General features: G+C 68.3%; 25 protein-coding genes and 1 tRNA gene. 16 read left to right on the plus strand and 10 right to left on the minus strand.

Annotated elements, in window-relative coordinates:
* Positions 1-43: 43 nt before the first annotated feature.
* The 3 genes from D472_RS0120540 to D472_RS0120550 form a co-directional block, all read right to left on the minus strand.
* Entirely contained in the window at positions 44-1,009 is a 966-nt protein-coding gene (locus D472_RS0120540) for a coiled-coil domain-containing protein (protein ID WP_017606336.1), read from the minus strand.
* Positions 1,010-1,254: 245 nt separating this feature from the next.
* Positions 1,255-1,812, minus strand: coding sequence for a peptide deformylase (gene def, locus D472_RS0120545; protein ID WP_026117916.1), 558 nt, complete (start codon positions 1,810-1,812; stop codon positions 1,255-1,257).
* 54 nt (positions 1,813-1,866) lie between these two features.
* Entirely contained in the window at positions 1,867-2,679 is an 813-nt protein-coding gene (locus tag D472_RS0120550; protein WP_017606338.1) for an aminoglycoside adenylyltransferase domain-containing protein, read from the minus strand.
* A gap of 790 nt (positions 2,680-3,469) precedes the next feature.
* On the opposite strand from D472_RS0120550, the gene D472_RS0120555 reads away from it, so the two are divergent.
* The 4 genes from D472_RS0120555 to D472_RS29335 all read left to right on the plus strand — a co-directional run bounded on the left by D472_RS0120555 (position 3,470) and on the right by D472_RS29335 (position 7,283).
* A complete protein-coding gene (locus tag D472_RS0120555; protein WP_017606339.1) occupies positions 3,470-4,147 on the plus strand; it encodes a sirohydrochlorin chelatase in 678 nt (225 codons plus the stop codon).
* Between the two features lie 235 nt (positions 4,148-4,382).
* The gene (locus D472_RS0120560; protein WP_017606340.1) at positions 4,383-5,303 is read left to right on the plus strand and encodes an aminoglycoside phosphotransferase family protein; all 921 of its coding nucleotides are present in this window, start codon (positions 4,383-4,385) and stop codon (positions 5,301-5,303) included.
* Positions 5,304-5,750: 447 nt separating this feature from the next.
* Entirely contained in the window at positions 5,751-6,524 is a 774-nt protein-coding gene (locus D472_RS0120565) for a hypothetical protein (RefSeq protein ID WP_239643018.1), read from the plus strand.
* Between the two features lie 84 nt (positions 6,525-6,608).
* On the plus strand, positions 6,609-7,283 hold the full coding sequence (locus D472_RS29335) for a hypothetical protein (protein WP_017606342.1): 675 nt from the start codon (positions 6,609-6,611) through the stop codon (positions 7,281-7,283).
* A gap of 27 nt (positions 7,284-7,310) precedes the next feature.
* On the opposite strand, the gene D472_RS0120575 is transcribed toward D472_RS29335, so the two are convergent.
* Positions 7,311-8,930, minus strand: a complete 1,620-nt coding sequence (locus tag D472_RS0120575; protein ID WP_017606343.1) for an FAD-binding oxidoreductase — start codon at positions 8,928-8,930, stop codon at positions 7,311-7,313.
* A 17-nt stretch (positions 8,931-8,947) separates the two neighbouring features.
* Here D472_RS0120575 and D472_RS0120580 point away from each other — a divergent pair, with 17 nt between their 5' ends.
* From D472_RS0120580 to D472_RS0120595, 4 genes are all read left to right on the plus strand, one after another.
* Complete coding sequence (locus D472_RS0120580) at positions 8,948-9,535, plus strand: TetR/AcrR family transcriptional regulator (protein WP_017606344.1); 588 nt, start codon at positions 8,948-8,950, stop codon at positions 9,533-9,535.
* Positions 9,536-9,557: 22 nt separating this feature from the next.
* The gene (locus D472_RS0120585; protein ID WP_017606345.1) at positions 9,558-11,096 is read left to right on the plus strand and encodes a glycerol-3-phosphate dehydrogenase/oxidase; all 1,539 of its coding nucleotides are present in this window, start codon (positions 9,558-9,560) and stop codon (positions 11,094-11,096) included.
* 191 nt (positions 11,097-11,287) lie between these two features.
* Positions 11,288-11,839, plus strand: coding sequence for an ATP-binding protein (locus D472_RS0120590; protein WP_017606346.1), 552 nt, complete (start codon positions 11,288-11,290; stop codon positions 11,837-11,839).
* Between the two features lie 335 nt (positions 11,840-12,174).
* Positions 12,175-13,074 (plus strand): bile acid:sodium symporter family protein, encoded by a 900-nt coding sequence (locus tag D472_RS0120595; protein ID WP_017606347.1) that lies wholly within the window; start codon positions 12,175-12,177, stop codon positions 13,072-13,074.
* A gap of 45 nt (positions 13,075-13,119) precedes the next feature.
* Here the strand turns inward: D472_RS0120595 and D472_RS0120600 are convergent, their stop codons facing one another.
* From D472_RS0120600 to D472_RS0120610, 3 genes are all read right to left on the minus strand, one after another.
* On the minus strand, positions 13,120-13,764 hold the full coding sequence (locus tag D472_RS0120600; RefSeq protein WP_017606348.1) for a response regulator transcription factor: 645 nt from the start codon (positions 13,762-13,764) through the stop codon (positions 13,120-13,122).
* Positions 13,752-14,963 (minus strand): sensor histidine kinase, encoded by a 1,212-nt coding sequence (locus D472_RS0120605; protein ID WP_017606349.1) that lies wholly within the window; start codon positions 14,961-14,963, stop codon positions 13,752-13,754. Before D472_RS0120605 ends, D472_RS0120600 begins: the two co-directional genes overlap by 13 nt.
* A gap of 99 nt (positions 14,964-15,062) precedes the next feature.
* Entirely contained in the window at positions 15,063-15,563 is a 501-nt protein-coding gene (locus D472_RS0120610; RefSeq protein ID WP_017606350.1) for an LURP-one-related/scramblase family protein, read from the minus strand.
* A 141-nt stretch (positions 15,564-15,704) separates the two neighbouring features.
* On the opposite strand from D472_RS0120610, the gene D472_RS0120615 reads away from it, so the two are divergent.
* Positions 15,705-16,406, plus strand: a complete 702-nt coding sequence (locus D472_RS0120615) for an exonuclease domain-containing protein (protein WP_017606351.1) — start codon at positions 15,705-15,707, stop codon at positions 16,404-16,406.
* Between the two features lie 8 nt (positions 16,407-16,414).
* Here the strand turns inward: D472_RS0120615 and D472_RS0120620 are convergent, their stop codons facing one another.
* From D472_RS0120620 to D472_RS0120630, 3 genes are all read right to left on the minus strand, one after another.
* Positions 16,415-16,870, minus strand: coding sequence for an SgcJ/EcaC family oxidoreductase (locus tag D472_RS0120620; RefSeq protein WP_017606352.1), 456 nt, complete (start codon positions 16,868-16,870; stop codon positions 16,415-16,417).
* A complete protein-coding gene (locus D472_RS0120625) occupies positions 16,867-17,340 on the minus strand; it encodes a DoxX family protein (protein WP_017606353.1) in 474 nt (157 codons plus the stop codon). Before D472_RS0120625 ends, D472_RS0120620 begins: the two co-directional genes overlap by 4 nt.
* Before the next feature lie 313 nt (positions 17,341-17,653).
* A tRNA-Arg gene (locus D472_RS0120630) sits at positions 17,654-17,725 on the minus strand.
* A 118-nt stretch (positions 17,726-17,843) separates the two neighbouring features.
* On the opposite strand from D472_RS0120630, the gene D472_RS0120635 reads away from it, so the two are divergent.
* The 7 genes from D472_RS0120635 to D472_RS0120670 form a co-directional block, all read left to right on the plus strand.
* Complete coding sequence (locus tag D472_RS0120635; protein ID WP_026117917.1) at positions 17,844-18,242, plus strand: response regulator transcription factor; 399 nt, start codon at positions 17,844-17,846, stop codon at positions 18,240-18,242.
* Positions 18,239-19,351, plus strand: coding sequence for a DALR anticodon-binding domain-containing protein (locus D472_RS0120640; protein ID WP_017606355.1), 1,113 nt, complete (start codon positions 18,239-18,241; stop codon positions 19,349-19,351). Before D472_RS0120635 ends, D472_RS0120640 begins: the two co-directional genes overlap by 4 nt.
* 187 nt (positions 19,352-19,538) lie before the next feature.
* Complete coding sequence (lysA, locus tag D472_RS0120645) at positions 19,539-20,924, plus strand: diaminopimelate decarboxylase (RefSeq protein WP_017606356.1); 1,386 nt, start codon at positions 19,539-19,541, stop codon at positions 20,922-20,924.
* 71 nt (positions 20,925-20,995) lie between these two features.
* Complete coding sequence (locus D472_RS0120650; protein ID WP_017606357.1) at positions 20,996-22,282, plus strand: homoserine dehydrogenase; 1,287 nt, start codon at positions 20,996-20,998, stop codon at positions 22,280-22,282.
* Between the two features lie 217 nt (positions 22,283-22,499).
* Entirely contained in the window at positions 22,500-23,558 is a 1,059-nt protein-coding gene (gene thrC, locus D472_RS0120655) for a threonine synthase (protein WP_193373500.1), read from the plus strand.
* 40 nt (positions 23,559-23,598) lie between these two features.
* Positions 23,599-24,561 carry a homoserine kinase gene (thrB, locus tag D472_RS0120660; protein ID WP_017606359.1) on the plus strand — a complete coding sequence of 321 codons (963 nt, stop codon included), beginning with the start codon at positions 23,599-23,601 and terminating at the stop codon, positions 24,559-24,561.
* Positions 24,562-24,999: 438 nt separating this feature from the next.
* Positions 25,000-26,159 (plus strand): Rho termination factor N-terminal domain-containing protein (locus D472_RS0120670; RefSeq protein ID WP_017606361.1); only part of this gene is annotated, 1,160 nt, incomplete at its 3' end.

The raw sequence follows: 26,159 nt of genomic DNA on the forward strand, positions 1-26,159 counted from the left end.
GTGAGGGGGACGAATCCCGCAACAGACGGGATTCGTCCCCCTATCAGTACGAGCTGATGTGCACGTGGTCGTAGTGGTTCTGGGTCAGGTCACCGCGATCGTTCATCCACGTCCACTGACGTGAGGTCGATTGCCAGATCTGCTGTTCCCAGATGATGTACTTGATGCCCAGCCGGTCGGCGTTGGCGATGCCGTAGTCGGCGATCTGCTGCCCGAGTGCCTTGTTCGCCGCCGAGGGTGCGGCCCCGTTGGCGCTCATCATGAAGTCGCAGGCGCGACCGTCACCGTGGTCGTCGGCACTCGGACGGTAGCAACCGACCGGGTAGGGAGCGCCGAACTTCATGATGATCTCGTCCCGGATGGCGGCCATCCGAGGCTGGGTCTGGTCCCAGCCACCGCCTCGGGCACTGGCCGGGATGGTGCCGTTGCCGGGGGTCTCGGGTTCCGGAGGGACCTGCTCGGCCTCGTACTCGGCGATGCGTTCGGCGACGTCTTCGCGCTCGGCCTCGAGGGTGTCGATCAGCTCCGAGGCCTCGCCCATCTCGTTTTGGAGCTCCTCGGTGACCTCGGCCTGCTCGTCGCGCAGTTCGATGAGGTCGGAGATCTGCTCGGCCTGGCTGTCACCCAGGTAGTTGACGGTCGCGGCGTCGGCGAACATGTCCTCGGGGTCGCTGGAGAAGACGATCTGCAGGGCGGGGTCGAAACCGTCGTTCTTGTAGCGGGCGGCGGCGATGGTCGATACGCCGGTCCGGGCACCCTCCAACCGCTCCTCGAGCTCTTCCAAGGCCTCCTCGGCCTCTTCCACCCGCTCCTTGATCTCGGTGAACTGGAGTAGCTCACCGTCATAGGTCTCCTCGAGTTCCTCGGCCCGCTGGGTCAGTTCATCGATGTCGATGTCTTCGGGATCTGCGTGGGCCGCACTCGACAGACCCAGGAGTGCGACGGCGCTGACCGCGGCGGTGGTCAGGAACCGGCCGCGACGAGGAGAGGTGTGAGGAGTGGATGTCATGGCTGCTCCGTCGATGGTCTGAGCGCATCGCCAGGGCCCGGGGAGAGGGGCCGGGCCGTCCGGGAGGGAGGAGGATGCTCAGCAGACCATACGAGATCTTGGTGTTATGTGCACAGTGAGTTGACTCGTAATGATGTGGGGGAATGAGCGGGGTCTGTCCGAAGATACCTGGGGCGTTCGACCGGACCGACCGGTTCGGGGCGATCAGGACGGCTCACCCCCGGAGAGCGAAGGGGCGCGCAGGGTCAGACGTTGCCGCCAAAAGCGCTGGGCAGACGCACCGACGTGGTGGGGGCCGGTGCGTTCGAGGGCAGGAACCAGTCCGAGTGGCGGATGTCGCGCAGCGCGCGCTTGCGGCTCTGGGGGGCGAGTCGATCGATGTAGAGCATGCCGTCCAAGTGGTCGGTCTCGTGCTGTAGGCACTGGGCCATCAGACCGGTTCCCTCGACGGTGATGGGTTCGTTGCGCAGGTCGACACCCTTGACCACGGCACGCAGAGCGCGCTCGGTGCGGTACCAGAGCCGAGGGATGGACAGGCAACCCTCGTCGCAGTCCTGCTGCTCCTCGGACAGGTCCACGATCTCAGGATTGATCACGTACCCGGTCCGGCCTTCGACGGCGTAGCTGAACACACGGGAGCCGACCCCGATCTGGGTGGCGGCCACCCCGGCGCGTCCGGGGGCGTCGACGGTGTCGAGCAGGTCTTGGACCAACTTCTTCGTTCGCTGGTCGAACGTGGTGACGGGAGTGGTCCTGGTGACGAGTACCGGGTCACCGAAGCGGACGATGGGGCGCATGCTCATACGTCCCAGATTAAGGCCTGAGTGCCCCGGAATCCGAAACTTCGGTAGAAGGGCTCAGGTGGCCAGTCCTGGACGCAGCGCGTCGTCCAAGACCATCTCGATGTAGTCCAAGGCGGCCCTGCGACGGGTCAGCGCGCTCTCGTACAGGGACGGGGCCTGGACACCGCGACGGACCCGCAGGCACTCGTTGACGATGCGCTGCCAGCGGTCGGGGAAGGCGTGCAGGGCGTAGGTGCCCGCGCCGGACTTGGAGGTGATCTCGCCGGTCTTGAGGGTGAAGTGCAACCGACTGACGCTGAGCACGCTCCATGAAGGGGCGAGGGAACCGAGCACAGCCAGACCGCGGGGGGTGACCAGGCGGCCGGCCTTCTCACGCCAGCGGCGCCATTGCTCGTCCAGGGAGCCCAGGGACCAGGTACGCAGGCTCTCGGGTTCATCCCACACATCGAGTTCGACCGGGTGGGGGCCACGGATGGTGACGCCGTGTTCGGCCAGGACGTGCCAGGTGACCGGATTGACGTCGGCGCCTCCCCGGGCCCGGAAACGCCCATTGGAGACGGAGGGGACGGGGCCACACTCGGCGGGGTCCCGGTTGAGGTCGTCCCAGGTGAGGTGGATTCCGTTGAACGGGGGGGCGGTCACCTGGTGCCGGGTTCGGGAATGGGCTCGGCGCAGGGCATCGAGTTCTTCACCGTCGAGGTGGCGTTCGGTGACGATGACGAAGTCGACGTCGCTGGTGTGGGGCCGGAAGTCGCCGAGGGCGACCGAGCCGGTCAGGTAGAGGCCCTGGATCAGCCCGGGCGCTTCCTGATCGGCGTTGGCGAGGAAGGCCTGGGTCAGCGTCTGCACCCGAGGGTGGACGGCCATGCTCACTCCAGTCTGAAAGGTTCTGCGGTCGCGAGTCGATGCGGATGAGGTTCCGTCGCGTCGATGGCGCCGGGGGCTCGCGTGAGCGAAGGGGCTTCAGGAGCGGATGAGGCCCGTGAAGTTCCTCCGTCGTTTTCCAGTGTGGTCGGATCCGGGGGGCGATGGCAAGTTCTCACACGGGACTCGCACCCTGTCTCCCCACGTCAGGGGGTGTACGGCTATTGCATGATGGGGGAGTGCGCACCCTTGACAGGCAAGGCCGGGTTGTGTATGGGCGTGGTCGCGCTCGACCGCGGGGGTCGAGTGGGCCGGAAGGTATTCGATCCAGGTAAAAGCCCGATGCTCATTCCGAAGCACGTGCATTTGCCTCGTGCATTTGCATTTGCCCGATATCTGCGGAAATCTCTCTGGAGAGGTGGGCGCGGCACCATGATTTCGTTCGGCCGCTGGAAGGGGTGTGTGGCGTTCGACATGATCCGCCCGTCGGTGCTCCCGCCATCGAAGTCGCTTTTCGATGGTATTCGCAGATGAAAAGGTGTCTTTTCGGAGCTCGTGGGCGTTCCGGGCACCGTGTCGGCGTCAGGAGGAGACGCACGCCACTTTTCTGGATGTGGACACCAAGCGCTTTTTGGTGAATCGTTATGATTCACCAAGGTTGGCATTGGTGATAACCATATCAGTTATTGTCCGCTGTTTTCCTTCGCGTAACACCGGGGCACTCCGCTGAAACCATCGCCCTTCAAGATCATGGAGGAACAGTGGATCCCGCAGCGATTTCAAGGAGCCGTGCATGGTCCCCACGATGGTCCTCGTAGCCGATGATTCGCGTGACGCCCACCGCAGGGAGGCTCTGTGCGGTCTGGCGGAGGCGGTGGCCGAACGGGGCGAGGCCCCCGTCACGCCGGCGTTCGGGAGTCCCGCGGAGGTCAGTGCGACGATCCGCTCCATAGACGGCCCGAAGGTCGTGGTGCCCGCCTTCGTGGCCGGGGGCGACGTGGCCAGCGCACGGCTCCTCTCCCGCCTCGACCTCGCACGCCTGGAGGACTCCTGCCAGACCTCCCCCCTGGGGGCGGTTCCCTCCATCGTCGCCGACCTCGCCACCCGCCTGTCCGACTCCGGGTGGAAACCCGAGGACGGCGTGGTCTTGGCCGCGGACGGCACCACCGGAACGGAGGAACGCCAGGTGGTCATGGACGTCGCCCGGATGCTCAGTCGACGTCTCGCCTCGCCGGTTCAGGTCGGCTACCTGCGTACGTGGGCCCCTTCGGTCCTCGACGCCGTCGACCGGCTGCGTCTCGATGGACGTGAGCGGGTCGCCGTGGCCGCGTGGCGGTTGGTGGACGGTCCCGACTTCGACCTACTCCGAGAACTCGACGTCACCACCATCACCGCCCCGCTGTGGCCGTCCGACTTGATCGTGGACACGCTTTTGGCTCAGCACCGGGCGGTCAAGGGGCGCCTCACCTGAGGAGACGTCCCCGAGCAGCCGGCTCTTCGCCGTTACCGTCACCGCGGGGGTGGGTATGTGTCCCACGGGCGGGAACTCCCCGTACCCGCAGCGCGGGCTCCGCCGCCGTGTCGACACCCTCGTGGTGCGGTGATGGTCCGGACACGGCCTCCTCGACGTGGCCCGTGTGGGGCGGGCGCCCGGTGCGCGGCCTCCGTGTCCGACCGGGTGCCGAGCGAATCTGAGGTGGATGTATATGGATGACGTCACAGCGAGGTTCGTCGACGAGCACCAACACCGTCGTCTGGAACGACGTTTTGGCAGTCAGGTCACCGACTGGCTGGCGGAACTGCCGGCGGTCGTGGACAAGCTCGCCGACGAATGGGGGCTGACCGTCGAAGGGCCGGCGCCGTACCGTCGCACTTCCGTCGTTCTGTACGTCCACCGGGTCGACGATGGCGAGGGCGTCCTGAAGATCTCGCCCGACAGCGGCTTGGCCGTATCCGAAGCCGGCCTTTTGCAGATGTGGGGTGGATCCCGTCGGATCCCCGAGGTGTGGGCCGTGGACCCCGAACACGGCGCGATCCTCATGGAACGGGTCGAGGGGGAGACGCTCGTGGCCAAGGGCGTGGTCCCGCCGATGGAGAGCATCGGTGGCCTCATCGCCGAACTCCACGGCGTCGAGGTCACCCCGGCCCAACGAATGGAACTGCGACCACTCACCGCGCGTGTGCAGTTCGTCTTCGACCACTGGGCCCGTGAACGTCTCGAAGGACCGGCCGCCGACGTGGTCCCCGCCTCCCTGATGCACCGTGGCAGTGCCAGGGCCAGGGACCTCGCCCATGGGGAGGTCGACATCGTTCCACTCCATGGCGACCTGCATCCGGGCAATGTCATCGACGGGGGTCCTCGCGGGCTGGTGGCCCTGGACCCTCGGGCCTGCCTGGGCGACGGAGCGGCGGACGCCGTCGACTGGCCGGTGTGGAAGGCCGGCGACGTCGCCGAGGTGGAGCGCCGTGTGGACGTGCTCTCCCGGGTCATGGCGGTGGACGGTGACCGGATGATGGAGTGGGTGCGTTCCTTCGCCCCCTGTATGGCCGTGGCCAAGGCCAACCGGGGCCAGGCCGGGTCGGCCGAGTTCGAACTGTTCTTGGATTTGTGCGAGGTCGCAGTCTGACCCGGTGCCCCGGCCGTGTCCCGGGCCGACCCTTGGTGCGCCAGGGAGACCCCACGGGGGTGGGGCCCACAGCGGGTGCGAAGCCCGAATGGCTATGGGGCCCGCCTTTCACGTCCTCCAACGTGGGTGGACTCACGGGTGACACCGTCGAGTCGTCGACCATAGACCCCTTCCGTGAGGGCGGACAGGCCTCATCCGGCCATCGAGGGACGAAACGGAGGTCGCCGTCGGCCATGTCGGATAGAACTGGAGTGCTCCCCGGATCCGAGGAGCACCACACGTCGACTCCAGGACTACGAGGTACCCGCAATGGGACAGCCCCCGCCCCCGAACGACCCCTTCCAGGGTCGGCCAGGGCGATCTCCGCAAGGGCCACCGCCCGGATATGGTCAGCAGCCTCCGCAGGGACCCCCGCCCGGACGGTTCCCACACCAAGGACCTCCGCAGATGCAGCCGCCCCCGGGGTACGCACAGCAGCCTCCGCAGGGACCCCCGCCCGGCCAATTCCCGCCCCAGGGGCCCCCGCCCGGTCATGGCCCCCAGGACGCCCCCAAGAAGAGGACCGGTCTGATCGTGGGCGCGGCCGTCGGTGCGGTGGTACTGCTCGCCGCGATCAGTGGGGCCCTCATCTGGGTCTCCTCGGGCGGTGAGTACGTCGCCGTGGTCGATGACTGCGGCACGGTGTTCGAGGGCAACTCACTGCACGACTCGCCCTTCGGCACGCTGCCCTCCTTCAGCGGCGGCTTCAGCGAGGAGGATCCCGAGACGAACGGCAGCCATGGCGTGCTCTCGTGTGAGGGTGAGTCCGGTGACCTGATGGTCTCGTTCCAGGTCGAACTCTTCGACATGGGCCACCCCGCGACCGAGGAGGAGATGGCCAAGGCCCTCGACGAGGAGTTCGAGCCCTCGGAGGAGTTCGGAGCCCAGGACGTGGAGCAGGGCGTGGTCGGTGACCTCGACCTCGGTTTCGGTCCCGGCGGAGAGATCCTGTGGGACGAGAACTCCATCGGTGACCGTGGGGTGACCATCGCGTCGACCATCGACGGTGGTGAATTCGGCGGTACCGGCGGTTTCGGCGCCGGTGCCTTCCTCTCCGGTAACGCGGTCGGCAGTGTGTCGGTCGGGGTGAGCGGGAGTGACATGGGGGTGGAGGAGCTGTACGCCACGATCGAGGCCTCGCTCTTCGACCTGGAGAGTCGTCTTCCTCGCGTGGCCGAGTAACCGCTCCCCCGGCCGGCGGGCTTCGTTTGTTTCGAGGGCACCGAGGCCCGCCCCTCTTCGTCCTCGCCCACCCAGGAGAACCCGATGACCACGTCCTCTTCGCGAGCGCCCCGGCCGAGTAGGCGGCGTGTACGGCTCGGCCTGACCGCGATCGGCGTGGCGACGGCGTTGGCCTTGGGCGGCTTCTACGTCTGGACCGAGTACGTCGACGACCGTGCCCCTGTGCCCGGCGACTGCGCCGACCTCCTTCCCACGGACCTGGCCACACGTTTTCCCGGCTCGGAAGGGGTGGAGGTAGGCGGCGGAACGGTGGAGACCGAGCAGGAGGGCGTGCTCCAGGTCGTCCACTGCGAGGCCGTGGGCGACTCCGAGGACGATCCCGATCACTTCAGTCTGCAGGTGGTGGCGTACGACCCCGAGGACCCCGAACGCGTCGACCGGATGCGGGAGATGGTGGACCAGGGGCGACGGGCCCGCGAGGAGGAGGGCTTCGAGGCGGAATACTCCGACCCGCCGATGCGGGCGGTCGAATGGCGTTCGTTGTCGGTGGGCGACGGTGGGTACGCCACGGTCTCCCTCCCGGTGGAGGAGGGAGAGGTCCCTGGCCGGATGTGGTCTTCCTTGGAGTATTCCCTCGGCAGCGTGCGAGTGAGCCTGTTCCACCGCACCGAGGACTCCCTGGCCCCGGTGGAGGTCTTGGACGCCTTGGAGCCCTTGGCGGTGGAGGTGTCGGAGCGGCTACCGGACCCGGACGGATGAGGAACCCGGTGGGCCGGGTCCGGTCCCTCACGCCTCGGGAATGAGCTTGCCGGGGTTGAGCACCCCCTCCGGGTCCAGTGCGGACTTCACCGCCCGCAGTACCTCGACGCCCAAGGGGCCCAGTTCCGCCGTCATCCATGGCCGGTGGTCGGTACCCACCGCGTGGTGGTGGGTGATGGTGCCGCCGTTGGCCACGATCGCGTCCGAGGCCGCTCGCTTGGCGCGGTCCCAGCGCGCCACCGGATCCGTTCCCGCCGCCGTCGCCACCGTGAAGTACAGGGACGCCCCCGTGGGGTAGGTGTGCGAGACGTGGCACAGCACCACGACACCGCCCTCGTCGTCGTCCAGAGCCTCGGTGAGCGCGTCTTTCACCGCCGCGTGCAGCGACAACAGGTCGGCCCAGGAGGTGGCGGTCTCCAGTGTCTCGGCGAGGACGCCGGAGGACAGCAGGGTGTCGCGTAGGTAGGGAGCGTCGAACCGGTTCCGCCGCCAATGCGCGACCGGGTCCGGCCCCAAAGGGGTGCCGCCTGCGGCCACCATGACCTCACGAACCGCGGCCGCCCGCGCCTCGACCTCGGTGTCCATCCCCTCGAACCCCAGGACCGCCTGGCAGCCCGGAGTCGCCTCATGCCCACCGATGGCCGCGTTCACGAAGGTTTCGGTTTCGTCGGACAGGCGCGCCATCGTGGGGCGGACCTCGGACTGAGCCAGGGCGCGCAACGCCGCCACACCCGTGGCGTGGTCGGGGAAGGACCAGGCCTCGTCCAGGATCCGCTCGGGTCGGGGCCGCACCCGGACGGCGACCTCGGTGATCACGCCCAGGGTGCCCTCGGAACCCACGAGGAGCCGGCGCAGGTCCGGCCCGGCGGCGGAGGCGGGAGGGCCTCCCAGGTCCAGGGTGCCGCGCGGGGTGGCCACCCGCATCCCCACCACCATGTCCTCGAACCGGCCGTAGCCCGCGGATGCCTGGCCACTGGACCGAGTGGCCGCGTACCCACCGATGGTGGCGTACTCGAAACTCTGCGGCATGTGCCCCAGGGTGAGCCCGTGTTCGGCCAGCATCGCTTCGGCGTGCGGAGTTCGTACGCCCGCGTCCAGGACGGCGGTCAGGGAGATGGGGTCCAGGCGGACCAATCGATTCAATCGACGCAGGTCCAACGCGACCACGGCGGCGAACCCGCCGGTGAGGGGGGTGAGCCCGCCCACCACACTGGTGCCGCCGCCGAAGGGGACCACGGCCACACGTTCGGCGGAACAGAGCCGCAGGAGTCGCTCCACCTGGTCGTGGTCGGCCGGTAGGAGTGCTGCGTCGGGGGCGAAGTCGACCCGGCCGGCACGGCGGGCGAGTAGGTCGGGTGTGCTCTTGCCACCACTGCGCCGCAGGCGGGTGGGGGCGTCCGTGCGTACGTGTTCGGCACCGACGATCTCGGCGAAGGCGTCCAGCAGGCGTTGATCCAGACGTGGTTCGGGCAGGGAGACGTCCTGCTCGGCGGCCGGTGGCATGTCCTCGATGCGAGCGCGCAGTACCTGGGAAACGAGGTCGCGGAGCCCGGGGGCGAGTTCGGAGGCCTTGGCGGGATCTCCCCAGGCGAACCAACTCATCTCCGGGGCGGTGTCCGTGGGGGAGTCTTGCGCGTCATGGGTCATGCTCTACAGTTTTACACATGGCGTCAAAACGTAACTTAGAGGACGAGATCCTGGACGCGGCACGCACCTGTGTCGAGGCCTTCGGAGTGCGCCGTACCACCCTCACCGACGTGGCCCGCCGCGCCGGCGTCAGTCGACCCACCGTCTACCGACGCTGGCCCGACGTGACCGCCCTGGTCGCCGACCTGCTCACCCGTGAACTCCGCGACATCCTCCTCGCCGAGGAGGACGCGGCCGAACACGACGGAGCCGACGAGAGCGCCCGCGCACGGCTGGTGCGGCACGCCGCCGGGGTCGCCCGCGCGATGCTCGACCACGCCCTGGTCGGGCGGATCGTCGACACCGAACCCGAACTTCTGGCCACCTACACCTTCCACCGGCTGGGCAGCAGTCACCAGGTCGCCCTCGAACTGGTCGAGCCGGCCATCGCCCAAGGACAGGTCGACGGTTCCATCCGGGAGGGGGACCCGGCGGTCCTGGCCCACCTGGTCATGGTCACCGTGCAGAACACCGTCACCTCCCACCGCCTGTTCGCCGAAGTCCTGGACGGCCCGGGCCTGATCACCGAACTCTCCACCCTCCTGGATGGCTACCTGCGGCCCTGAGGGGTCTGGGAAAGGAAGCACGATGAGCCGGCCCACCTCCCTGAACGCGGCCCGACGTACCACCGACCTCGCCCACTTGGAGCAGCACCCCGAGGTGGACGTGCTGGTGGTCGGTGGCGGCGTCACCGGTGCCGGTGTCGCCTTGGACGCCGCCTCCCGGGGTTTGTCCACCGTCCTGGCCGAACGCGAGGACCTCGCCTTCGGAACCAGCCGGTGGAGCTCCAAACTGGTCCACGGCGGGCTGCGCTACCTGGCCAAGGGCAAGATCGGCATCGCTTACCAGAGTGCTCGTGAGCGCGATGTCCTCATGCGTGTCACCGCTCCCCACCTGGTGCGTCCCCTGCCCATGGTGATCCCGATCCACCGTGACACCGGACTCGCGCGGATCCTGGGCATCCGTGCCGGAGTGGGCGCCGGTGACCTCCTTCGCCTGCTCGCGGGGACCCCCTCCTCGATCCTGCGTGGCCCCCGGCTGCTCAGCGCCCACCAGACCCTGCGGCTGCTACCCACGGTGGAGCCCCAAGGGCTGCTCGCCGGCGTCCTGTCCTTCGACGGCCAACTCGTCGACGACGCCCGCCTGGTGTTGGCCATCGCCCGTACCGCCGCAGGGGAAGGCGCGCGGATCATCACCCGCTGCTCGGTCGAGGGCGTCACGTCCGACGGGGCGACCCTGCGCGACGAGACCGATGGGCGCCTCCTCCCCATCCGTGCACGCGCGGTCGTCAACGCCACCGGGGTCCATGCCGACGCCCTCGACCCACGTGTGCGGCTCAGTCCCAGCCGTGGCACCCACCTGGTCCTGGACGGTGCCGTGTTGGGACACCCCCGGGCCGCCCTGACGGTGCCACTGCCCGGGAGCGTCAGCCGGTTCGTGTTCGCGTTGCCCCAACCCGACGGGCGAATCTTCGCAGGGCTCACCGACGAACCCGTGGCCGGCCCGGCGCCCCGGGTGCCCGAGGTCCCCGAGGAGGACGTGGACTTCCTCCTCACACAGTTCAATCGCGCCCTGGCCACCGAGTTGACTCGGGCCGACGTCCTCGGCTCCTTCGCGGGGCTACGCCCGCTGTTGCACGGGGTCGGCTCCAGCGCGGACCTGTCCCGAGAGCACACCGTGTCGGTGGCCCCCAACGGTTCGGTGACCGTGGCCGGAGGCAAGCTCACCACCTATCGGGCGATGGCCGAGGAGGTGGTGGACACCGTGGTCGCCACGCACCGGATCCCCGCGGAGCCCTGCCGGACCAGGGAGATCCCCTTGGTGGGGGCCGCCTCCCAGGAGGAACTCGACGCGCTGGAGGCGCCCCGACACCTGGTGGCCAGGTACGGTACCGAAGCGCTCGACGTACTGGCCGAGGCCGGGGGAGACCCGAGGCTGCTCACACCGGTGGCGTGCGGGATCACCCCGGCCGAACTCCGATTCGGCGTGCGTCACGAGGGGGCGTTGGACAAAAGCGACCTGCTGGAGCGCAGGACCAGGATCGCGCTGGTGGACTCCGACCGGGAACGGGCCGAAGCCGCCGCCGAGGCGGCCTTGGCCACGGTAGGGATTCCGGAGCCCAAGTGAGGAGTTCTTCGTGGAGTGGCAAGGTTCGGCCTCGAATCCGCAGGACCCACCACACCCACCTCCCCCTGGTCGGGGAGGACGTGATCGCGTAGGGTCATAGCGGTTCGAGCCCTCCTTCCTCGAACACTCCCGCAGCCGCCCCCGTTTCGGTTCGCACGTCCATTGAGCCGCCCCGCCCAAGGAGTCAGTCCATGCCCACGCTCGTCGCCGTGCCGACCCTCACCACCACCGAGAACGAGGTTTTCGCGAGGGTTCCCGACGAGTACCGGCACTACTTCAACGGCCGGGTGCCGGTTCCGTTCACCAAACGCCGCTGGGAGTTCACGGGCGAGCCGGTGAGCGTGCCCCTGGTGCGGGCCTTCTTGGAGACCTGCGCCGCCGGCCGTGACGCCGAGTATCGGTACGTGCTCGTCTTGCTGGGCGCGGAGTTGGCCACCAACGCGATCCGGCACAGCCGGTCGGGGGAGCCCGGCCAGAGCTTCGTGATCCGGGTGGACCGCGGTCCCAATGGCATGACGGTGACCTGCCGTGACAACGGAATGCCCACCAGCGCCATCGAAAAGGGCGGTGGGCGATTGTTCGCAGCGGCCCCCGAGGAACGACTGACCGCGGAGGACGGTCGTGGGCTGGCCCTCATCGACAGCTTCGCCACCACTTGGGGGGACAACGCTCACCCCAGCATCCGCAAAGTGTGGTTCCACCTCGCCTACGACCTCACCGGGAGTTCCTGGCCCGCGGCCTGATCGGTTCCCAGCGGCGCAGATCCTCGGTTCCAGCCGTGGGGAAGAGGTCGATGCTCCACGTTCCACGTGGGTGTGGCCATCGGCGTGGAGACAGGCGCTACGAAGCGGTGACCAGGGACGGGCCGCCTCGAAGCCTTGCCAGGTCGCGTGCCGCATGACACTATTTCCTACCAACAGGTAACCTGTGGCGTCGGTCACGGAATGGCGCGATTTCGTGGCCAAGGGACGGTTATGTCCGAGCCTCCTCCCACCTGTGGGTCGGCACCGTCCACCGAACGCGGTCCGCCATCGTCCCGATCGCCGGCCGCTTCGTCGGCCCTCCCCCGAGGTGCCCCATGGATTCAGCTCTCACCACGATCGGCCTACCGGCCGCTCTCGGCATCATCATGCTCGGGCTCGGTCTCAGCCTGACCATCCGGGACTTCACCCGCCTGCTCTCGATGCCTTGGACGATCGTGCTCATCCTGGGCTGCCAGATCGTCCTCCTGCCCCTTTTCTGCTTCGGTCTGGTGTTGGTCTTCGTCACCTACTTCGACCTGTCGCCACTGCTGGCGGTGGGCATGATGATGATGGCGGCCTCGCCCGGCGGAACCACCGCGAGCCTCTACAGCTACCTCTTCAAGGGCAACGTCGCGCTCAACATCTCTTTGACCGCGATCAACTCGGTCACCGCCATCGTGACCCTGCCTCTCATCACCGGGTTCGCGCTGGGGTACTTCACCGAGGGCGGTTCCATCGGCCTGCAGGCCGGCAAGATGATCCAGGTGTTCGCGGTCATCCTGGTCCCCGTCGCGATCGGTATGCTCATCCGAGCGAAACTGACCTCCTTCGCCGAACGCATGGAGAGGCCGGTCAAGCTGGGTTCCAGCCTCGTGCTGGTCGCGGTGATCATCGGCGCGATCGCCGCGGAGTGGGAGAACCTGCCGCAGTACATCGTCTCCGTCGGCCTGATGGTGCTCATCTTCAACGTGGTGAGCCTGGTGGTGGGTTACTGGGCGCCGCGCATGGTCGGTACCAGGCGGCCCGAGGCCATCGCTTCCTGCATGGAGATCGGCCTGCACAACACCACCCTGTCGATGACCATCGCGATCACCGTGCTCAACAGCACCGAGATCGCCATCCCGTCCGCGGTCTACGGTGTGTTGATGTTCTTCAGCGCCGCCATCGCCGGAGCCCTGCTCCTTCGTCGCGACGCTCGCGAGGCCGAGGCCGAGGTGGCCGCGGCCGGCGGTTGAGCGCCTCGGCGCACGGGCGGTGCGTGGTCGCGCGACCGCGCACCGTCAACGTCGTTCCAGGTAGGCCAGGACCGCACGGACACGGCGATGCCCGGTGTCGGTGTGTACCAGCCCTAGCTTGGTGAAGATGTTGCCGATGTGCTTGTGCACCGCGTTCGTGGTCACGAAGAGGCGTTCGGCGATCTCCCCGTTGTCACGGCCCTCGGCCATCAGGGCCAGCACCTCTCGCTCTCGGGCGGTCAACGATTCCAGGGGGTCCGCGGGTCTTCGGGTGAGTAGTTGCCGGACCACCTCGGGGTCCATCACGGTGCCCCCATCGACGACCCGGTTCAGGGCGTCCACGAACTCGCTCACCCGGCCCACACGATCCTTGAGCAGATAGCCCACCCCACCCTGACCGTCCGAGAGCAGTTCGCCGGCGTAGTCCTGTTCCACGTATTGCGACAACACCAGGATCGGCAGCCCCGGGTGTGCACGCCGGGCCGCGATGGCGGCGTGGATGCCCTCGTCCCGAAAGTCCGGTGGCAGCCGCACGTCCACGACGGCGAGGTCGGGGGAGTGCGCTCGCACCGCCGCAGCGAAGGTCGGTGCGTCCTCGGCCACCGCCACCACCTCGTGGCCCCGGGTGCCCAATAGCAACTTCAGTCCTTCGGACAACAGCACGTTGTCCTCGGCGATCACGATCCGCACGGCAGCTCCACCTCGATGACCGTCGGTCCACCCTCGGGGCCGTCCACCCTCACCCGGCCGTCCAGAGCGGCGACCCGACGCCGCAGTCCCCGGATCCCACTGCCATTGGACTCATCCACCCCGCCACGCCCGTCGTCGGTGACCCGCACCCTCAGCAGGTCCTCCTCTCGGGCCAACCGTACCGAGATCGTCTCCGCACCGCCGTGCCGGACGGCATTGGCCACCGCCTCGGTCACCACGTAGTAGGCGGCGGTCTCCACCGCGACCGGAAGCACCCCGGGTTCGGCCACGTCCAGATCCACCCGCGCCGTCGTGCGGGCCGCCAGGGCGGTGAGAGCGCCGGGCAGACCGCGGTCGGCGAGGATCGGTGGATAGACGCTTCGAATCACCTCGCGCAGTTCGGCCATGGCCTCCTCGGTGTCCTCGTGGGCCCGCCCCAGCAGGTCCGCCACCTGGGGATCCGACACCGCCTCCCTGGCCACGCCCAACCGCATGGCGATCGCCACCAATCGGGCCTGGGTGCCGTCGTGCAGATCACGTTCGATACGGCGCAGTTCGGCCCCGTGGGTGTCCACGACGTCGGCGCGGGTGCGGCGCAGTTCATCCACCCGCTCCGTCAGCACCTCGGTCGTGGAGGGGGCGAGGAGTCGAATGGACAGCCGTGCGTGTGCCCTGGCCAAGAAGGGGGCCACCCAGATGGCGATGACCACGGCGAGCACCAGCTGCGCTGGGACGTGGAGGAACGCGGAACCCCAAGAGTCGATGGGAAGGCCGAACGGAGTCGGCCGGTACGCCACCGGAAAGGCCCACCACAGCAGGGATTGGGGGAGGCCGAGCAGGAAACCGGGGACCATCAGTCCCACGAGCCCGGCCGGCACACTCACCGCGGTGAAGACCGGCGTCCACGTCAGGGTTCGCCGAGTGGATGGCGCGCTCCACACGTCGCGCAGACGGCCGGTGACGGGCTCGGCGGGCTCGGCCACCTCGATTCCCAACAGGCGGCCGGCCCGTCCACGCTGCCGCGACGCCCAGCCCACCAGCGAGCGCGACCACAGGGACAGGGGGCCGGTCCCGCCGATCACGGTGATCAAAGCCACCACCAGGGTGAGCGGGATCATGACCAGGGTGACCAGGCCGGACACGAACACCGCCCATAGATAGAGCAGGGCCCTCCACGAGCGCCGTAGAACGTTCCCCATGCCCCGGTCCCTTCCGGTCGATTCCCCGAAGACACCGACAGTCTGCTCGATCCGCCATGGACCGGGCACTACAGCCGGCTACCGGATCGGGACCATCACTCAGTTCTCCTCTTCGGAGGTCAACGCGTCCACGGCGACCGCGACGCTGATCACCAGGGCCGGGTCCCCGGCGAGGTCCGAGCGGTGGGTGTTGACGTCCACCGCGTAGGTGTCGCGTACACGGAACCATTTGCGCGAGATCACCGCGACGGTTCCCTCCTCGTCGCTGATCGAGTACTCCTTGTCCAAGAAGTTCCCGACGACCTCCCAGTCCGGCGCGCCCTCGACATCGACGTCGAGCTTGTCGCGGACGGGGTTGAACAGACGCTTGCGCACGGTGGCCACGGTCTTACCGCCGCGTTCGATCCGCATCTGGTCACGGACCTTGAAGAGCTTCTTGCGGATCACCATGAGGACTTCGCCCTCGGGCGCCCTGAGCTCGAAGGTGGTGCGGATCCGCAGGGCCTTGCCATCCACCCAGAAGACTTCGGCGCCCTGCTCGTCGGTGACCCAGAAGTCGTCACCGACGTCGAAAACGCGTTCTCGCACCAGAAATTTCATGCTCTGAAACTAGTGGACGCCGCTCTCGCCCACCAGATGCGCGGGCGGGTCGGCCCAGGTTCGCGACCACACCTTGTCATCGCTGGTCTGTAGTGTCACTAGCGTGTTCGGCATCGAACGACCGAAACGGTGAGAAACCACGTGAACACCTCCTGGCACACCCAACCCATGGCCGCCTTCGACATCGAGAGCACCGGTCTGGACGTCGAGAGCGAGCGGATCGTCACCGCCGCCCTGTGGCGGATCGACCCCGCACGGGGCACCAAGGAGGTCACCGCCTGGCTGGCCGACCCCGGCATCGAGATTCCCGCCGCGGCCACCGATATCCACGGCGTCACCACCGAACAGGCCCGAGCCCAAGGACGACCGGCCATCGAGGTCGTCACCGAGATCGTTGCCGCGCTGGAGGCCGTCGTCGCCGACGGCCTGCCGGTGGTGGTCTACAACGCGCCCTACGATCTCACCCTGCTCGATCGGGAGGTCGCCCGCCACGGTCTCCCGCCCCTGACCCTCCCGCCCGTGGTGCTGGACCCCTTGGTACTGGACAAACGGGTGGACACCTACCGGCGCGGATCGCGCAAGCTCGTCGACGTGTGCTCCCATTACGACGTCCCCCTCACCCAGGAGGAGGCCCACGGGGCGGCCTGCGACGCGCTGGCCGCCGCGCGCCTGGCCTGGCGGCTGGCCACCGAGTACCCGGAGATCGCCGAGATGTCCGCCGCCGACCTGCACACCGCCCAGGTCAAGTGGAAGGCCGAACAGGCCGCGAGCTTCCAGGAGTACCTGCGTCGACGTGACCCCGAGGCCGTCGTCGACGGTGCCTGGCCCTACGTGCCCGCCTGAGTCGGCTGTCATGCGCGGTAGTCGGCGGGGCTGAGACCGCCCTCATCGGCGACGTGTGTCTCGGCCCCGGAGACACGGTCGGTGTTGTGCGCGGCGACGGCGGACCATCCTTCGTGTCGGCGCTGGACGACGAAGGTGAAGACCCCGGAGCGGCGGCTCACGGATGCGCCGTCGGGGCCGGTCTGTCCGGTGATCGACCAACGGCAATGCACCACCGCCGCGTCCTCGCCCAAAGGACGCACCCTGGTACCGGACACCCGCAGGGTGGACCCGGGAAAGATCACCCGCAGACCGTAGTCATGGGCGCGGTGGATGGCCTCACGGTCACGCCACCACAACCCCACCACGTTGACGAAGTCCGCGTCCGGAACGAACAGGTCCGCGAGGGCGGCGGCGTCGCCCCGGTTCCAAGCCTGGGCGAAGTGCTCGGGAACGTCCTCGGGGTGCTCACGGGTCGTGCTCATGGGGTCAGGCCAGGTGCCTTTCGATGGGCGCGCAGATGGTGGACGACCACGGCGGTGGTGGCCGCCACGAACAGCACCTGCATCGCGGTGCGTACGGGCAGGCTCTCGGTGAGGCCGTCCGCCGTCCCCTCGATGATGGCGTACACGTTGGCGGGGAACATCGCCACCAACAACAGGGTGAGTCCGGCCGCGGCCCAGGGTGCGGTCCGATGCCACAACAGCCCCAGGGCACCGACGAGTTCGAGAACGCCGGTGATCGTGACCAGCAGTTCCGGAGCCGGCAAGGCGGGCGGGACCATGGCGACCAGGGTCTCGCGCAATCCGACGAAGTGCGCCAGACCCGTTACGACGAACATGGCGGCCAAACCCCCACGTAGGGCCACCGGCCAGGGACGTAGGCGGGGTATCCCCAGCCGGCCGAGGGCGAGCAGCAGGGTGGTGACGCTCACCAAGGTGATCAAGGGTGCCATGGGGATTCCTCCGAAGGCCAGGGGGTCCCACCCGAAGGTGCCCGTGCCCTCAGTGTCCTGTCAACCGAGAATCGACCCCGGCACATGCCTACGGAGGCCAAGGGAGCGGCCGAGTCGAAGTTCGTGCCGGTCGGCTTCGTGTGTTCGGGGCGAAGGTGTCCTCGCCGCCCGATGTACCGTTACGCCGTGTGAGATGAGGAGACGACGCTGAATGCCGGGTTTCGTCGTGAACTTCGTGGGATGTTCAGGACGCCTGAAACACGCTGAAGAAGCAGAAAAAGGGAACACCGATGTCGGTGTCCCCTTCGTCATGTGCCCCCTGGAGGATTCGAACCTCCGCACCCGGCTCCGGAGGCCGGTGCTCTATCCCCTGAGCTAAGGGGGCGCTGTCGCGAGAACAACTGTAGCAGGGGTGGCGGGGTACTCGTCCCATGCTTCACACACCGCGTCCGATCCTCGAATCCGGTGGTGTCACCGCGCTCGGCGCGGGTAGTGTCGCGGTCGTGAACGCCCTTCCCACACGGGTTCTCGTCGTTGAGGACGACGAGGTGATCCGCGAACTCATCCGCCTCAACCTCGAACTGGAGGGGTTCGAGGTGTTCACCGCCACGGACGGGCAGGACTGCCTGGACCAGGTCGGGCACGTTCGACCCGACGTCATCACCATGGACGTGATGATGCCCCGGCTCGATGGGTGGACCGCCGTCGAGCGCCTGCGCGCCGATGGATACGAGCAGTGCGTCGTCATGGTGACCGCCCGTGCGCAGGCCGATGATCGTAGGCGTGGTGAACGGATCGGCGTCGACGACTACCTCACCAAACCCTTCGACCCCGACGAACTGGTCGACCGGATCCACGCCCTGTTCCGTGGGGACGATGATGGAGTGGGGGGAGCCGAGTGACCCCACGTGTTCTGGAGAGCCTCGTCCGGCGGGCGGCACGACGTGCCTTCGACATCGACGACGTCGACATCCCCTTCGTCTGGCCGCGCGCCGACCAGGCAGAGGAACCGGCCGACGCCGCCGTGGCCTTGCCGCCCCGTCTGGTGGGTCGCCTAGGCGGCCGACTCCCCAAAGGCCGGGACGACGCACACCGCCTCATGGTGTGTGGACGCATCATCGCCCAGGTCGACTCCATGGCGGAGGAAGGCGTGGTCGAGGCCGACTTCACCGACGTATCGGGTGATCGACGGGGTTTCGTCAACCTCACCTTCACCTGCCCTCAGAGACAGAACCTGCTCGAAGCCGCCGCTGACGGCCCTCGATTCCTCACCGGTCGCCCCTGGGACGGGGCGGGGGAGTGGCCGTGGACACGGCTGCACGAAGCCGGTCCCGTGGCGCAGGCCCGCCGTTACGCTCGCACCGATGCCCGGGCCAGGATCGCCATGGCCGTGGGCTCGGTGCCTCCGCCACCGGGCCCCTCCGACGAGACCTCCTGGCGCGACCGCTACCTGGACGCCGAACGCGTCGACCTGTACACCCCGGCCGGTCGCCTACTGGGTCGGATCGGTGAGGACAGCGCCAGGGTGGCCTTTTGCCGCTCGCTCCCCGAACGCCCTCGGGAGAATGAGACCACGGGTCGGAACCTTCCGGTACTGCCCTCCGCCGAACACCCCGGCGCGTGGATCCGGCTCACCGAGGACAACCCGGCCTTTCGCATGCGTTACGCCCACGCCCACGCGTTGAGCAGCCTGCGCTGGAGACGCGACATCCTTTCCCATACGGGCGGGGAACCCCGAACGCGGTGTCGACACCGAGAGAACACGAAGGTGCGCCGTTTGCTCTTCGATGGTCCGGGGGTCCTGGACACGGCGGCGCGCCGAGAGGAACCCCATATTCTGGTCAGATACCTGGAGGCGCTGACCAGTGCCTACGATGAGTGGCGGAGGAGTTCCACCACCGAGGACGAACCCACCAGGGCCGTCCTCGATCCGGCGGTGCCCGCGGCCGTCGCCGGTGTCCTGGGCACCGGACTCTTCCTTCTCGGGGTGTCTGCGCCCACAAGGCTGTAGAGCCCCTGTTCCCCGCGGAACACGGGGACGGAGCCCGAGCCCTGTGTTCCGATCGGTTTAGTGGACAATGGGTGGGGTCCCCGTACATCGCCACCGGAGCCGACCCGCACCCGGCCGCGGACACAGCACCGCCGAAGACGTACGCAGCATCACCACGCAAACACGAAGGCCCAGCCGAAAGACCGCTATGAGCCGCTACGCCCACCCCGCAGGATCCCGTCACGCGGAGATCCTGCCGGAGGACAACCCACCGCTTCCGCCCGAGGACCTGAACTCCCTGGACGAACGCGTGTGGCCCGCCACCTCGCGCCGTCTGGACGGAGAACTCACCGTGGGCGGTGTCGGCGTCCGTACCCTTGCCACCGAGTACGGCACCCCGCTCTTCGTCATGGACGAGGAGGACTTCCGCTCCCGCGCCCGTGACTACTCCACGGCCTTCGCCGACGCCGACGTCTACTACGCGGGCAAGGCCTTGCTGACCAAGGCGATCGCCCGGTGGGTGATCGAGGAGGGGCTCAAACTCGACGTGTGCTCCGGTGGAGAGTTGGCGGTGGCCTTGGCCGCGGGCGTGCCCCCCGAGCGCATCGGTATGCACGGCAACAACAAGTCGGTGGCCGAACTGCGCCGCGCCGTGGAGGTCGGAGTCGGTCGGATCATCGTGGACTCCCTCGACGAGATCGAGCGCTTGGAGGCCGTGGCCGCCGAGGTCGGCGCCCGCCCCAAGGTCCTCATCCGTGTCACCACCGGGGTGGAGGCCCACACCCATGAGTTCGTCGCCACCGCGCACGACGATCAGAAGTTCGGGTTCGCGATGAGTACCGGCGCCGCCGCCGAGGCGGTCCGACGGGTCCTCGCCACCGAGCGCCTGGAACTGGTCGGTCTGCATTCGCACATCGGATCGCAGATCTTCGACACCTCCGGATTCGAGGTCGCCGCTCGGCGCGTGACCCGTTTCCTCGCCCAGATCCACGAGGAACTGGACGTCACCCTGGCCGAACTCGACCTTGGCGGCGGCCTGGGCATCGCCTACACCTCCGATGACGACCCGCTGGACCCCAAGACCATCGCCGAGAGCCTCACCGCGATCGTGCGGCGCGAGACCTCCGACGCCGGGCTGCCCATGCCGCGCATCGCGGTCGAACCGGGGCGCGCCATCGCCGGCCCCGCCGGTATCACCGTCTACGAGGTCGGCACCGTCAAGGACGTGGAGGGCATCCGCACCTACGTCAGCGTCGATGGTGGCATGAGCGACAACATTCGCACCGCCCTGTACGGCTCCGAGTACACCGGTCGTCTGGTCTCTCGGGTCAGCGACGCCGAGCCGATGCTCTCCCGCCTGGTCGGCAAGCACTGCGAGAGCGGCGACATCATCGTGCACGACCTATACCTGCCCGCCGACCTGCGGCCGGGCGACCTGGTGGCGGTGGCCGCCACGGGCGCCTACTGCTACTCCATGGCGAGCAACTACAACCACCTGCCCCGCCCCGCCATGGTGGCGGTCCGGGACGCTGATGCACGGGTCATCGTGCGCAGGGAGAACGAGGAGGACCTCCTCCGCCTCGACGTCGGCTGAATCGTTCGCCCCATGGGCACCGGAGGGTGCCCGGAAAGGTCGGACACGAGAGAAGTGGGAGTCATGCCCAAATGGCGATGAAGGTGGCGCTGCTCGGATGCGGTGTCGTGGGCTCGGAAGTGGTCCGCCTGGTCAACGAGCAGTCCGAGGAACTGGCCGCGCGGATCGGCACACCGATCGAGATCGGCGGTATCGCGGTACGCCGGTTGGACCGCGACCGCGGGGTCGATCCGGCGCTGCTGACCACCGACGCCACGGCGCTGGTCACCCGCTCGGACATCGACGTCGTGGTGGAGGTGATCGGTGGGATCGAACCGGCCCGCTCGCTCATCCTCACCGCGATCAAGGCCGGTAAGTCCGTGGTCACGGCCAACAAGGCCCTGCTGGCCGAGGACGGGCAGACCCTGCACTCCGCGGCCCGCGAGGCCGGAGTGGACCTGTACTACGAGGCGTCCGTGGCCGGAGCCATTCCGCTGCTACGTCCGCTGCGCGACTCCCTGGCCGGGGACAAGGTCAACCGGGTCCTGGGCATCGTCAACGGCACCACCAACTACGTGCTGGACCGGATGGACTCCCTGGGCTCCTCCTTCACCGAGGCCTTGGACGAGGCGCAGAGTCTGGGGTACGCCGAGGCCGATCCCACCGCGGACGTGGAGGGCTTCGACGCAGCCGCCAAGGCGGCGATCCTGGCCCGCTTGGCGTTCCACACCCAGCGGGTGACCGCCGCGGACGTGCACCGAGAGGGGATCACCGGGGTTTCCGCCGGTGACATCGCCAGTGCCCGGGCCATGGGATGCGTCGTCAAACTCCTGGCGATCTGCCAGCGTTCGCAGGACGGCGAGTCCGTGGGTGTGCGCGTACACCCGGTGATGCTGCCCTTGGAGCACCCCTTGGCCGGTGTCAAGGAGGCCTACAACGCGGTGTTCGTGGAGGCCGAGTCGGCCGGTCGCCTGATGTTCTACGGGGCCGGGGCCGGGGGCACCCCCACCGCCAGTGCCGTCCTGGGCGACCTGGTGGCGGTGTGTCGCAACCGGATGGCTCAGACCTCGGTGGCCGAGGGCGGACACGACACCGGTCTGCCGGTGCACGACATGGGCCGGACCATCACCAGTTATCACGTGGCGCTGGACGTGGCCGACCGGCCGGGCGTGCTCTCCAAGGTCGCCGAGATCTTCGCCGACCACGGGGTCTCCATCAAGAACGTGCGCCAGGAAGGCAGCGGAGACGACGCCCAACTGGTGCTGGTCAGCCACCCCGCGCCGGACGCCGCGCTCAGCAGCACGGTCGAGCGACTCAGTGTCCATCCGATGGTCCGTGAGGTGGCCAGCGTGATGCGGGTGGAGACCTTCCAGGATTGAACCGGACAAGGGCCCGCCCGTGTCCTGGGCGGGCCACGCCGTCCACATCATGGGACCACGGTGCTCGGGAGGCAAGACATCCCAGGCCCAGACATAGACTCTGTACCAGTGAGTGGTTCGTCTTCGTGGCGCACTCACCGACATCCCCTGAGCGCACCGCCCACCGGCCGCGCTTCAAGTGAAACCACATCCACCCGAAAGGGACACCGTCGTGAGCATGGCACGGGCGTGGCGAGGCCTCGTCGAGGAATACCGCGACCGCCTTCCCGTCAACGAGAACACCCCCGTCGTCACCCTCCAGGAGGGCAACACGCCGCTGCTGCCCGCCACGCGCGTGTCCCAGATCACGGGCTGTGAGGTCCTCCTCAAGGTCGAAGGCCTCAACCCCACCGGTTCCTTCAAGGACCGCGGCATGACCATGGCCATTTCCAAGGCCGCTGAGGACGGTGCCAAGGCGGTCATCTGCGCCTCCACCGGCAACACCAGCGCCAGCGCCGCCGCCTACGCCATCCGTGCCGGCATGACCTGCGCCGTCCTGGTGCCCCAAGGAAAGATCGCCATGGGCAAGCTCGCCCAGGCACTCGTGCACGGCGCCCGCCTGCTCCAGGTCGACGGCAACTTCGACGACTGCCTGGAATTGGCCCGCAAGCTCAGCGTCGACTACCCGGTCGCCTTGGTGAACTCGGTCAACCCCTACCGTCTCCAAGGACAGAAGACCGCCGCGTTCGAGATCGTGGACGCCTTGGGGGACGCCCCCGACGTCCACTGCATCCCCGTGGGCAACGCCGGCAACATCACCGCCTATTGGATGGGCTACACCGAGTACGCCAAGGACGGAGTGTCCACCAAGGCCCCGCGCATGCTCGGCTTCCAGGCCAGTGGCTCCGCGCCCATCGTCGATGGCGCCCCGGTGACCAGCCCCAGCACCATCGCCACCGCCATTCGGATCGGCAACCCGGCCTCCTGGAAGCTCGCCGAACAGGCCCGGGACGAGTCCGGTGGTGCCATCGACAAGGTCACCGACCGCCAGATCATGGCCGCCTACAAGCTCTTGGCGGCCGAGGAGGGCGTCTTCGTCGAACTCGCCTCCGCCGCGAGCGTCGCCGGTCTCCTGCAGGCGGTGGAGGCCGGACGGGTCGCCAGGGGCAGCCGGGTGGTGTGCACCGTCACCGGCAATGGCCTCAAGGACCCCGACTGGGCCCTGGCCGGCGCGTCCTCCGCCACCACCGTCCCCGTCGACGCCCAAGCCGCGGCCCAGGCCTTGGGCCTTGCTTGATCCGGGCCGAAGCGAAGCGGAGGCCCAAAAGGAAGCACTGATGACCCCACCACGCCCTGTCCGGGTTTCCATCGACGCCCCGGCCACCAGCGCCAACCTCGGGCCCGGCTTCGACGCCCTCGGGTTGGCCGTCCAGTTGTACAACCGATTCCACGTCGCGTTGCGTCAAGACGACGAACTCCACGTCGACGTCGAGGGCCTGGGTGCGGGCGAGGTCCCCCTGGACCATCGCCACCTCGTCGTACGGGCCATGCGCGAGGCCTTCGACCGGGCAGGGGAGAAGCTTCCCGGCCTGGACCTGCGCTGTGAGAACCGGATTCCGCACGCTCGCGGGCTCGGCTCCTCCTCATCGGCGATCGTGGGCGGGATCGCCGCAGCGGCCGCGTTGATGGGCCGTACCGGGCCCGATGGTGGCCCGGATCGCGACTGGATCTATCAGATCGCCGCGGACATGGAGGGCCACCCCGACAACGTGGCCCCCTGCGTCTTCGGGGGATACACCGTCGCCTACCGTGACGGCGCCTCCTGGGGTGTCGTACGGACGATCCCGGACGAACGGATCCTCCCGGTACTGTGCGTGCCAGGAGGGAAGCTTTCCACCGAACGTGCCCGGGGCCTGCTGCCGCAGGAGGTCGACCACGTCGACGCGGCCTTCAACGCGGGGCGCGCCGCGTTGATGACCGCGGCCGTTTGTGGCCACCCCGAAGCCCTGTACGCGGCGACGGAGGATCGGCTACATCAGTCCTACCGAGCGCCCGCCATGCCACGTACCCTCGCTCTCATCGGTGACCTGCGAGAACATGAGAAACTTCCCGCGGTCGTCTCCGGTGCGGGCCCTACCGCGCTGGTATTGTGCACGGTGTCGGAGGGTCGGGCTCGGGTGGATTCGCCGGAAATCATCCGCCAGATTGATTCGATTGCCCGAAGGGCGGGTAATGATTGGGACATACGCCCCCTGCACGTTGAGCCGGCGGGGGTGTCGGCCCCATCTCCCCATCCGTAGCATCTGTGTCGAGGAATAGCCGTGGCCTCTGGTGATGTTAGGCTTGGTGAAGCACCAGATGCCCCGTCACGGGGCGTGTGCTCATCCGCCACAGCGGCTTCCGCGTCCCATACTCCGGCGGTCCGATCTCTCGATCAGTCGGAAGCGGTGGCCAAAGTGTCGAGTCCGCGGTTCTTCCGCGACTGTGCCCACGTCTTCAAAGTCCGCTCCTCCTTGGATGAGCGTGCCACCATGGTCGACGGGCATCACCTCCGAGCCAACCGCCCCGACGTCTGGCTGTACCCAGATCCCGCCGCGATCGGGTAGGGGACCGACAACGCCGGTTCTCGACATCCACGTGGGGCAAGCCCTACCCGGCCCCTGCCGGTTCGCACCATCGGGCCGGCCGCTCAGGCACAACGCCGACGGCCGACGCCCGCTCCTTGGGAAGGACCCTTAGTGAGCGACACCACCGAACTCCGAACGGACGCGGCGGTCGACAGCAACAAGAGCGCCGCGGCCTCCGCGGAGGCCGGCGAAACCGCGCCGTCGGGTGCGACCCGGTCCCGCGCGGCCACGCGTGGCACCGGGCTCGCCGCCCAGCGACTCCCCGAGCTCCAAAAGCTCGCGTCGAGTATGGGCATCACCGGTACGGGGCGTATGCGTAAGAGCGACGTCATCGCGGCGATCGAGGCCAAACAGGGTGGTCCTGTGGCCCCCGCGAGGCCGAAGTCCGCAAAGAAAACCGACACCGCCCCCAAGGCCGGTAAGGTCGAGGACACCGACGGCCCGACCGAATCCCGGGCTCCCTCCCCATCGGGCGAGCAGGAGGCCCAGGGCGAGAGCACGGGTGAGCGGTCGTCAGACCAGGCCGTGGCCGATTCTCAGGGTGGGAAGGGTGACAAGCCCTCCCGTAACCGTCGTTCGTCCCGCAAGCGCGGGGACGACTCCGGTGAGCAGCCCCGGGCGGTGGACGGCACCGACTCCTCAACCTCCGCGAGCAGCGTGACCAAAACATCCAGCACCCCCCAGAAGAACGGCCCCGACTCCGAGGACCGTGACACCAGGTCCGGACAGGGTCGCGAGCGCCAGCGCAACCGTCGCAATCGCAACCGCGGCGGTGACGACCAGAACGCCAACAACAACTCCGACCGTCAGCACGGCGGTGGCGGCGGCCAGAACCAGGGCCGCAACAACAACGACGATGACGACTTCGGCGGACGCCGTCGGGGTCGGCGTCGGGACCGGCGGGACCGGCGGGGTCGTGGTGGTGGTCAGGAAGCGGATCCGGTGATCGGCGAGGACGACGTCCTGCTGCCGGTGGCGGGCATCCTCGACATCCTGGACAACTACGCCTTCGTTCGTACGACCGGCTACCTGCCCGGACAGAGCGACGTCTACGTCTCCTTGGCTCAGGTCCGCAAGTACGGCCTGCGCAAGGGCGACCACGTCATCGGGGCGGTCCGCCAGCCCAAGGAGGGCGAGCGGCGGGAGAAGTTCAACGCCTTGGTGCGGCTGGACTCGGTCAACAACATGTCTCCCGACCAGGCCAAGGGGCGCCAGGAGTTCTCCAAGCTCGTCCCGCTCTACCCGCAGGAGCGTCTGCGGCTGGGGGCCGG

The organism is Nocardiopsis alkaliphila YIM 80379, assembly GCF_000341005.1.
GTDB classification, from domain to species: Bacteria; Actinomycetota; Actinomycetes; order Streptosporangiales; family Streptosporangiaceae; genus Nocardiopsis; species Nocardiopsis alkaliphila.

Bases quoted from the DNA above. Each gene is read 5' to 3' on its own strand.
- D472_RS0120540 (WP_017606336.1), bottom strand. From the start codon at position 1,009: ATGACATCCACTCCTCACACCTCTCCTCGTCGCGGCCGGTTCCTGACC.
- def (WP_026117916.1), bottom strand. From the start codon at position 1,812: ATGAGCATGCGCCCCATCGTCCGCTTCGGTGACCCGGTACTCGTCACC.
- D472_RS0120550 (WP_017606338.1), bottom strand. From the start codon at position 2,679: ATGGCCGTCCACCCTCGGGTGCAGACGCTGACCCAGGCCTTCCTCGCC.
- D472_RS0120555 (WP_017606339.1), top strand. From the start codon at position 3,470: ATGGTCCCCACGATGGTCCTCGTAGCCGATGATTCGCGTGACGCCCAC.
- D472_RS0120560 (WP_017606340.1), top strand. From the start codon at position 4,383: ATGGATGACGTCACAGCGAGGTTCGTCGACGAGCACCAACACCGTCGT.
- D472_RS0120565 (WP_239643018.1), top strand. From the start codon at position 5,751: ATGCAGCCGCCCCCGGGGTACGCACAGCAGCCTCCGCAGGGACCCCCG.
- D472_RS29335 (WP_017606342.1), top strand. From the start codon at position 6,609: ATGACCACGTCCTCTTCGCGAGCGCCCCGGCCGAGTAGGCGGCGTGTA.
- D472_RS0120575 (WP_017606343.1), bottom strand. From the start codon at position 8,930: ATGACCCATGACGCGCAAGACTCCCCCACGGACACCGCCCCGGAGATG.
- D472_RS0120580 (WP_017606344.1), top strand. From the start codon at position 8,948: ATGGCGTCAAAACGTAACTTAGAGGACGAGATCCTGGACGCGGCACGC.
- D472_RS0120585 (WP_017606345.1), top strand. From the start codon at position 9,558: ATGAGCCGGCCCACCTCCCTGAACGCGGCCCGACGTACCACCGACCTC.
- D472_RS0120590 (WP_017606346.1), top strand. From the start codon at position 11,288: ATGCCCACGCTCGTCGCCGTGCCGACCCTCACCACCACCGAGAACGAG.
- D472_RS0120595 (WP_017606347.1), top strand. From the start codon at position 12,175: ATGGATTCAGCTCTCACCACGATCGGCCTACCGGCCGCTCTCGGCATC.
- D472_RS0120605 (WP_017606349.1), bottom strand. From the start codon at position 14,963: ATGGGGAACGTTCTACGGCGCTCGTGGAGGGCCCTGCTCTATCTATGG.
- D472_RS0120610 (WP_017606350.1), bottom strand. From the start codon at position 15,563: ATGAAATTTCTGGTGCGAGAACGCGTTTTCGACGTCGGTGACGACTTC.
- D472_RS0120620 (WP_017606352.1), bottom strand. From the start codon at position 16,870: ATGAGCACGACCCGTGAGCACCCCGAGGACGTTCCCGAGCACTTCGCC.
- D472_RS0120625 (WP_017606353.1), bottom strand. From the start codon at position 17,340: ATGGCACCCTTGATCACCTTGGTGAGCGTCACCACCCTGCTGCTCGCC.
- lysA (WP_017606356.1), top strand. From the start codon at position 19,539: ATGAGCCGCTACGCCCACCCCGCAGGATCCCGTCACGCGGAGATCCTG.
- D472_RS0120650 (WP_017606357.1), top strand. From the start codon at position 20,996: ATGGCGATGAAGGTGGCGCTGCTCGGATGCGGTGTCGTGGGCTCGGAA.
- thrC (WP_193373500.1), top strand. From the start codon at position 22,500: ATGGCACGGGCGTGGCGAGGCCTCGTCGAGGAATACCGCGACCGCCTT.
- thrB (WP_017606359.1), top strand. From the start codon at position 23,599: ATGACCCCACCACGCCCTGTCCGGGTTTCCATCGACGCCCCGGCCACC.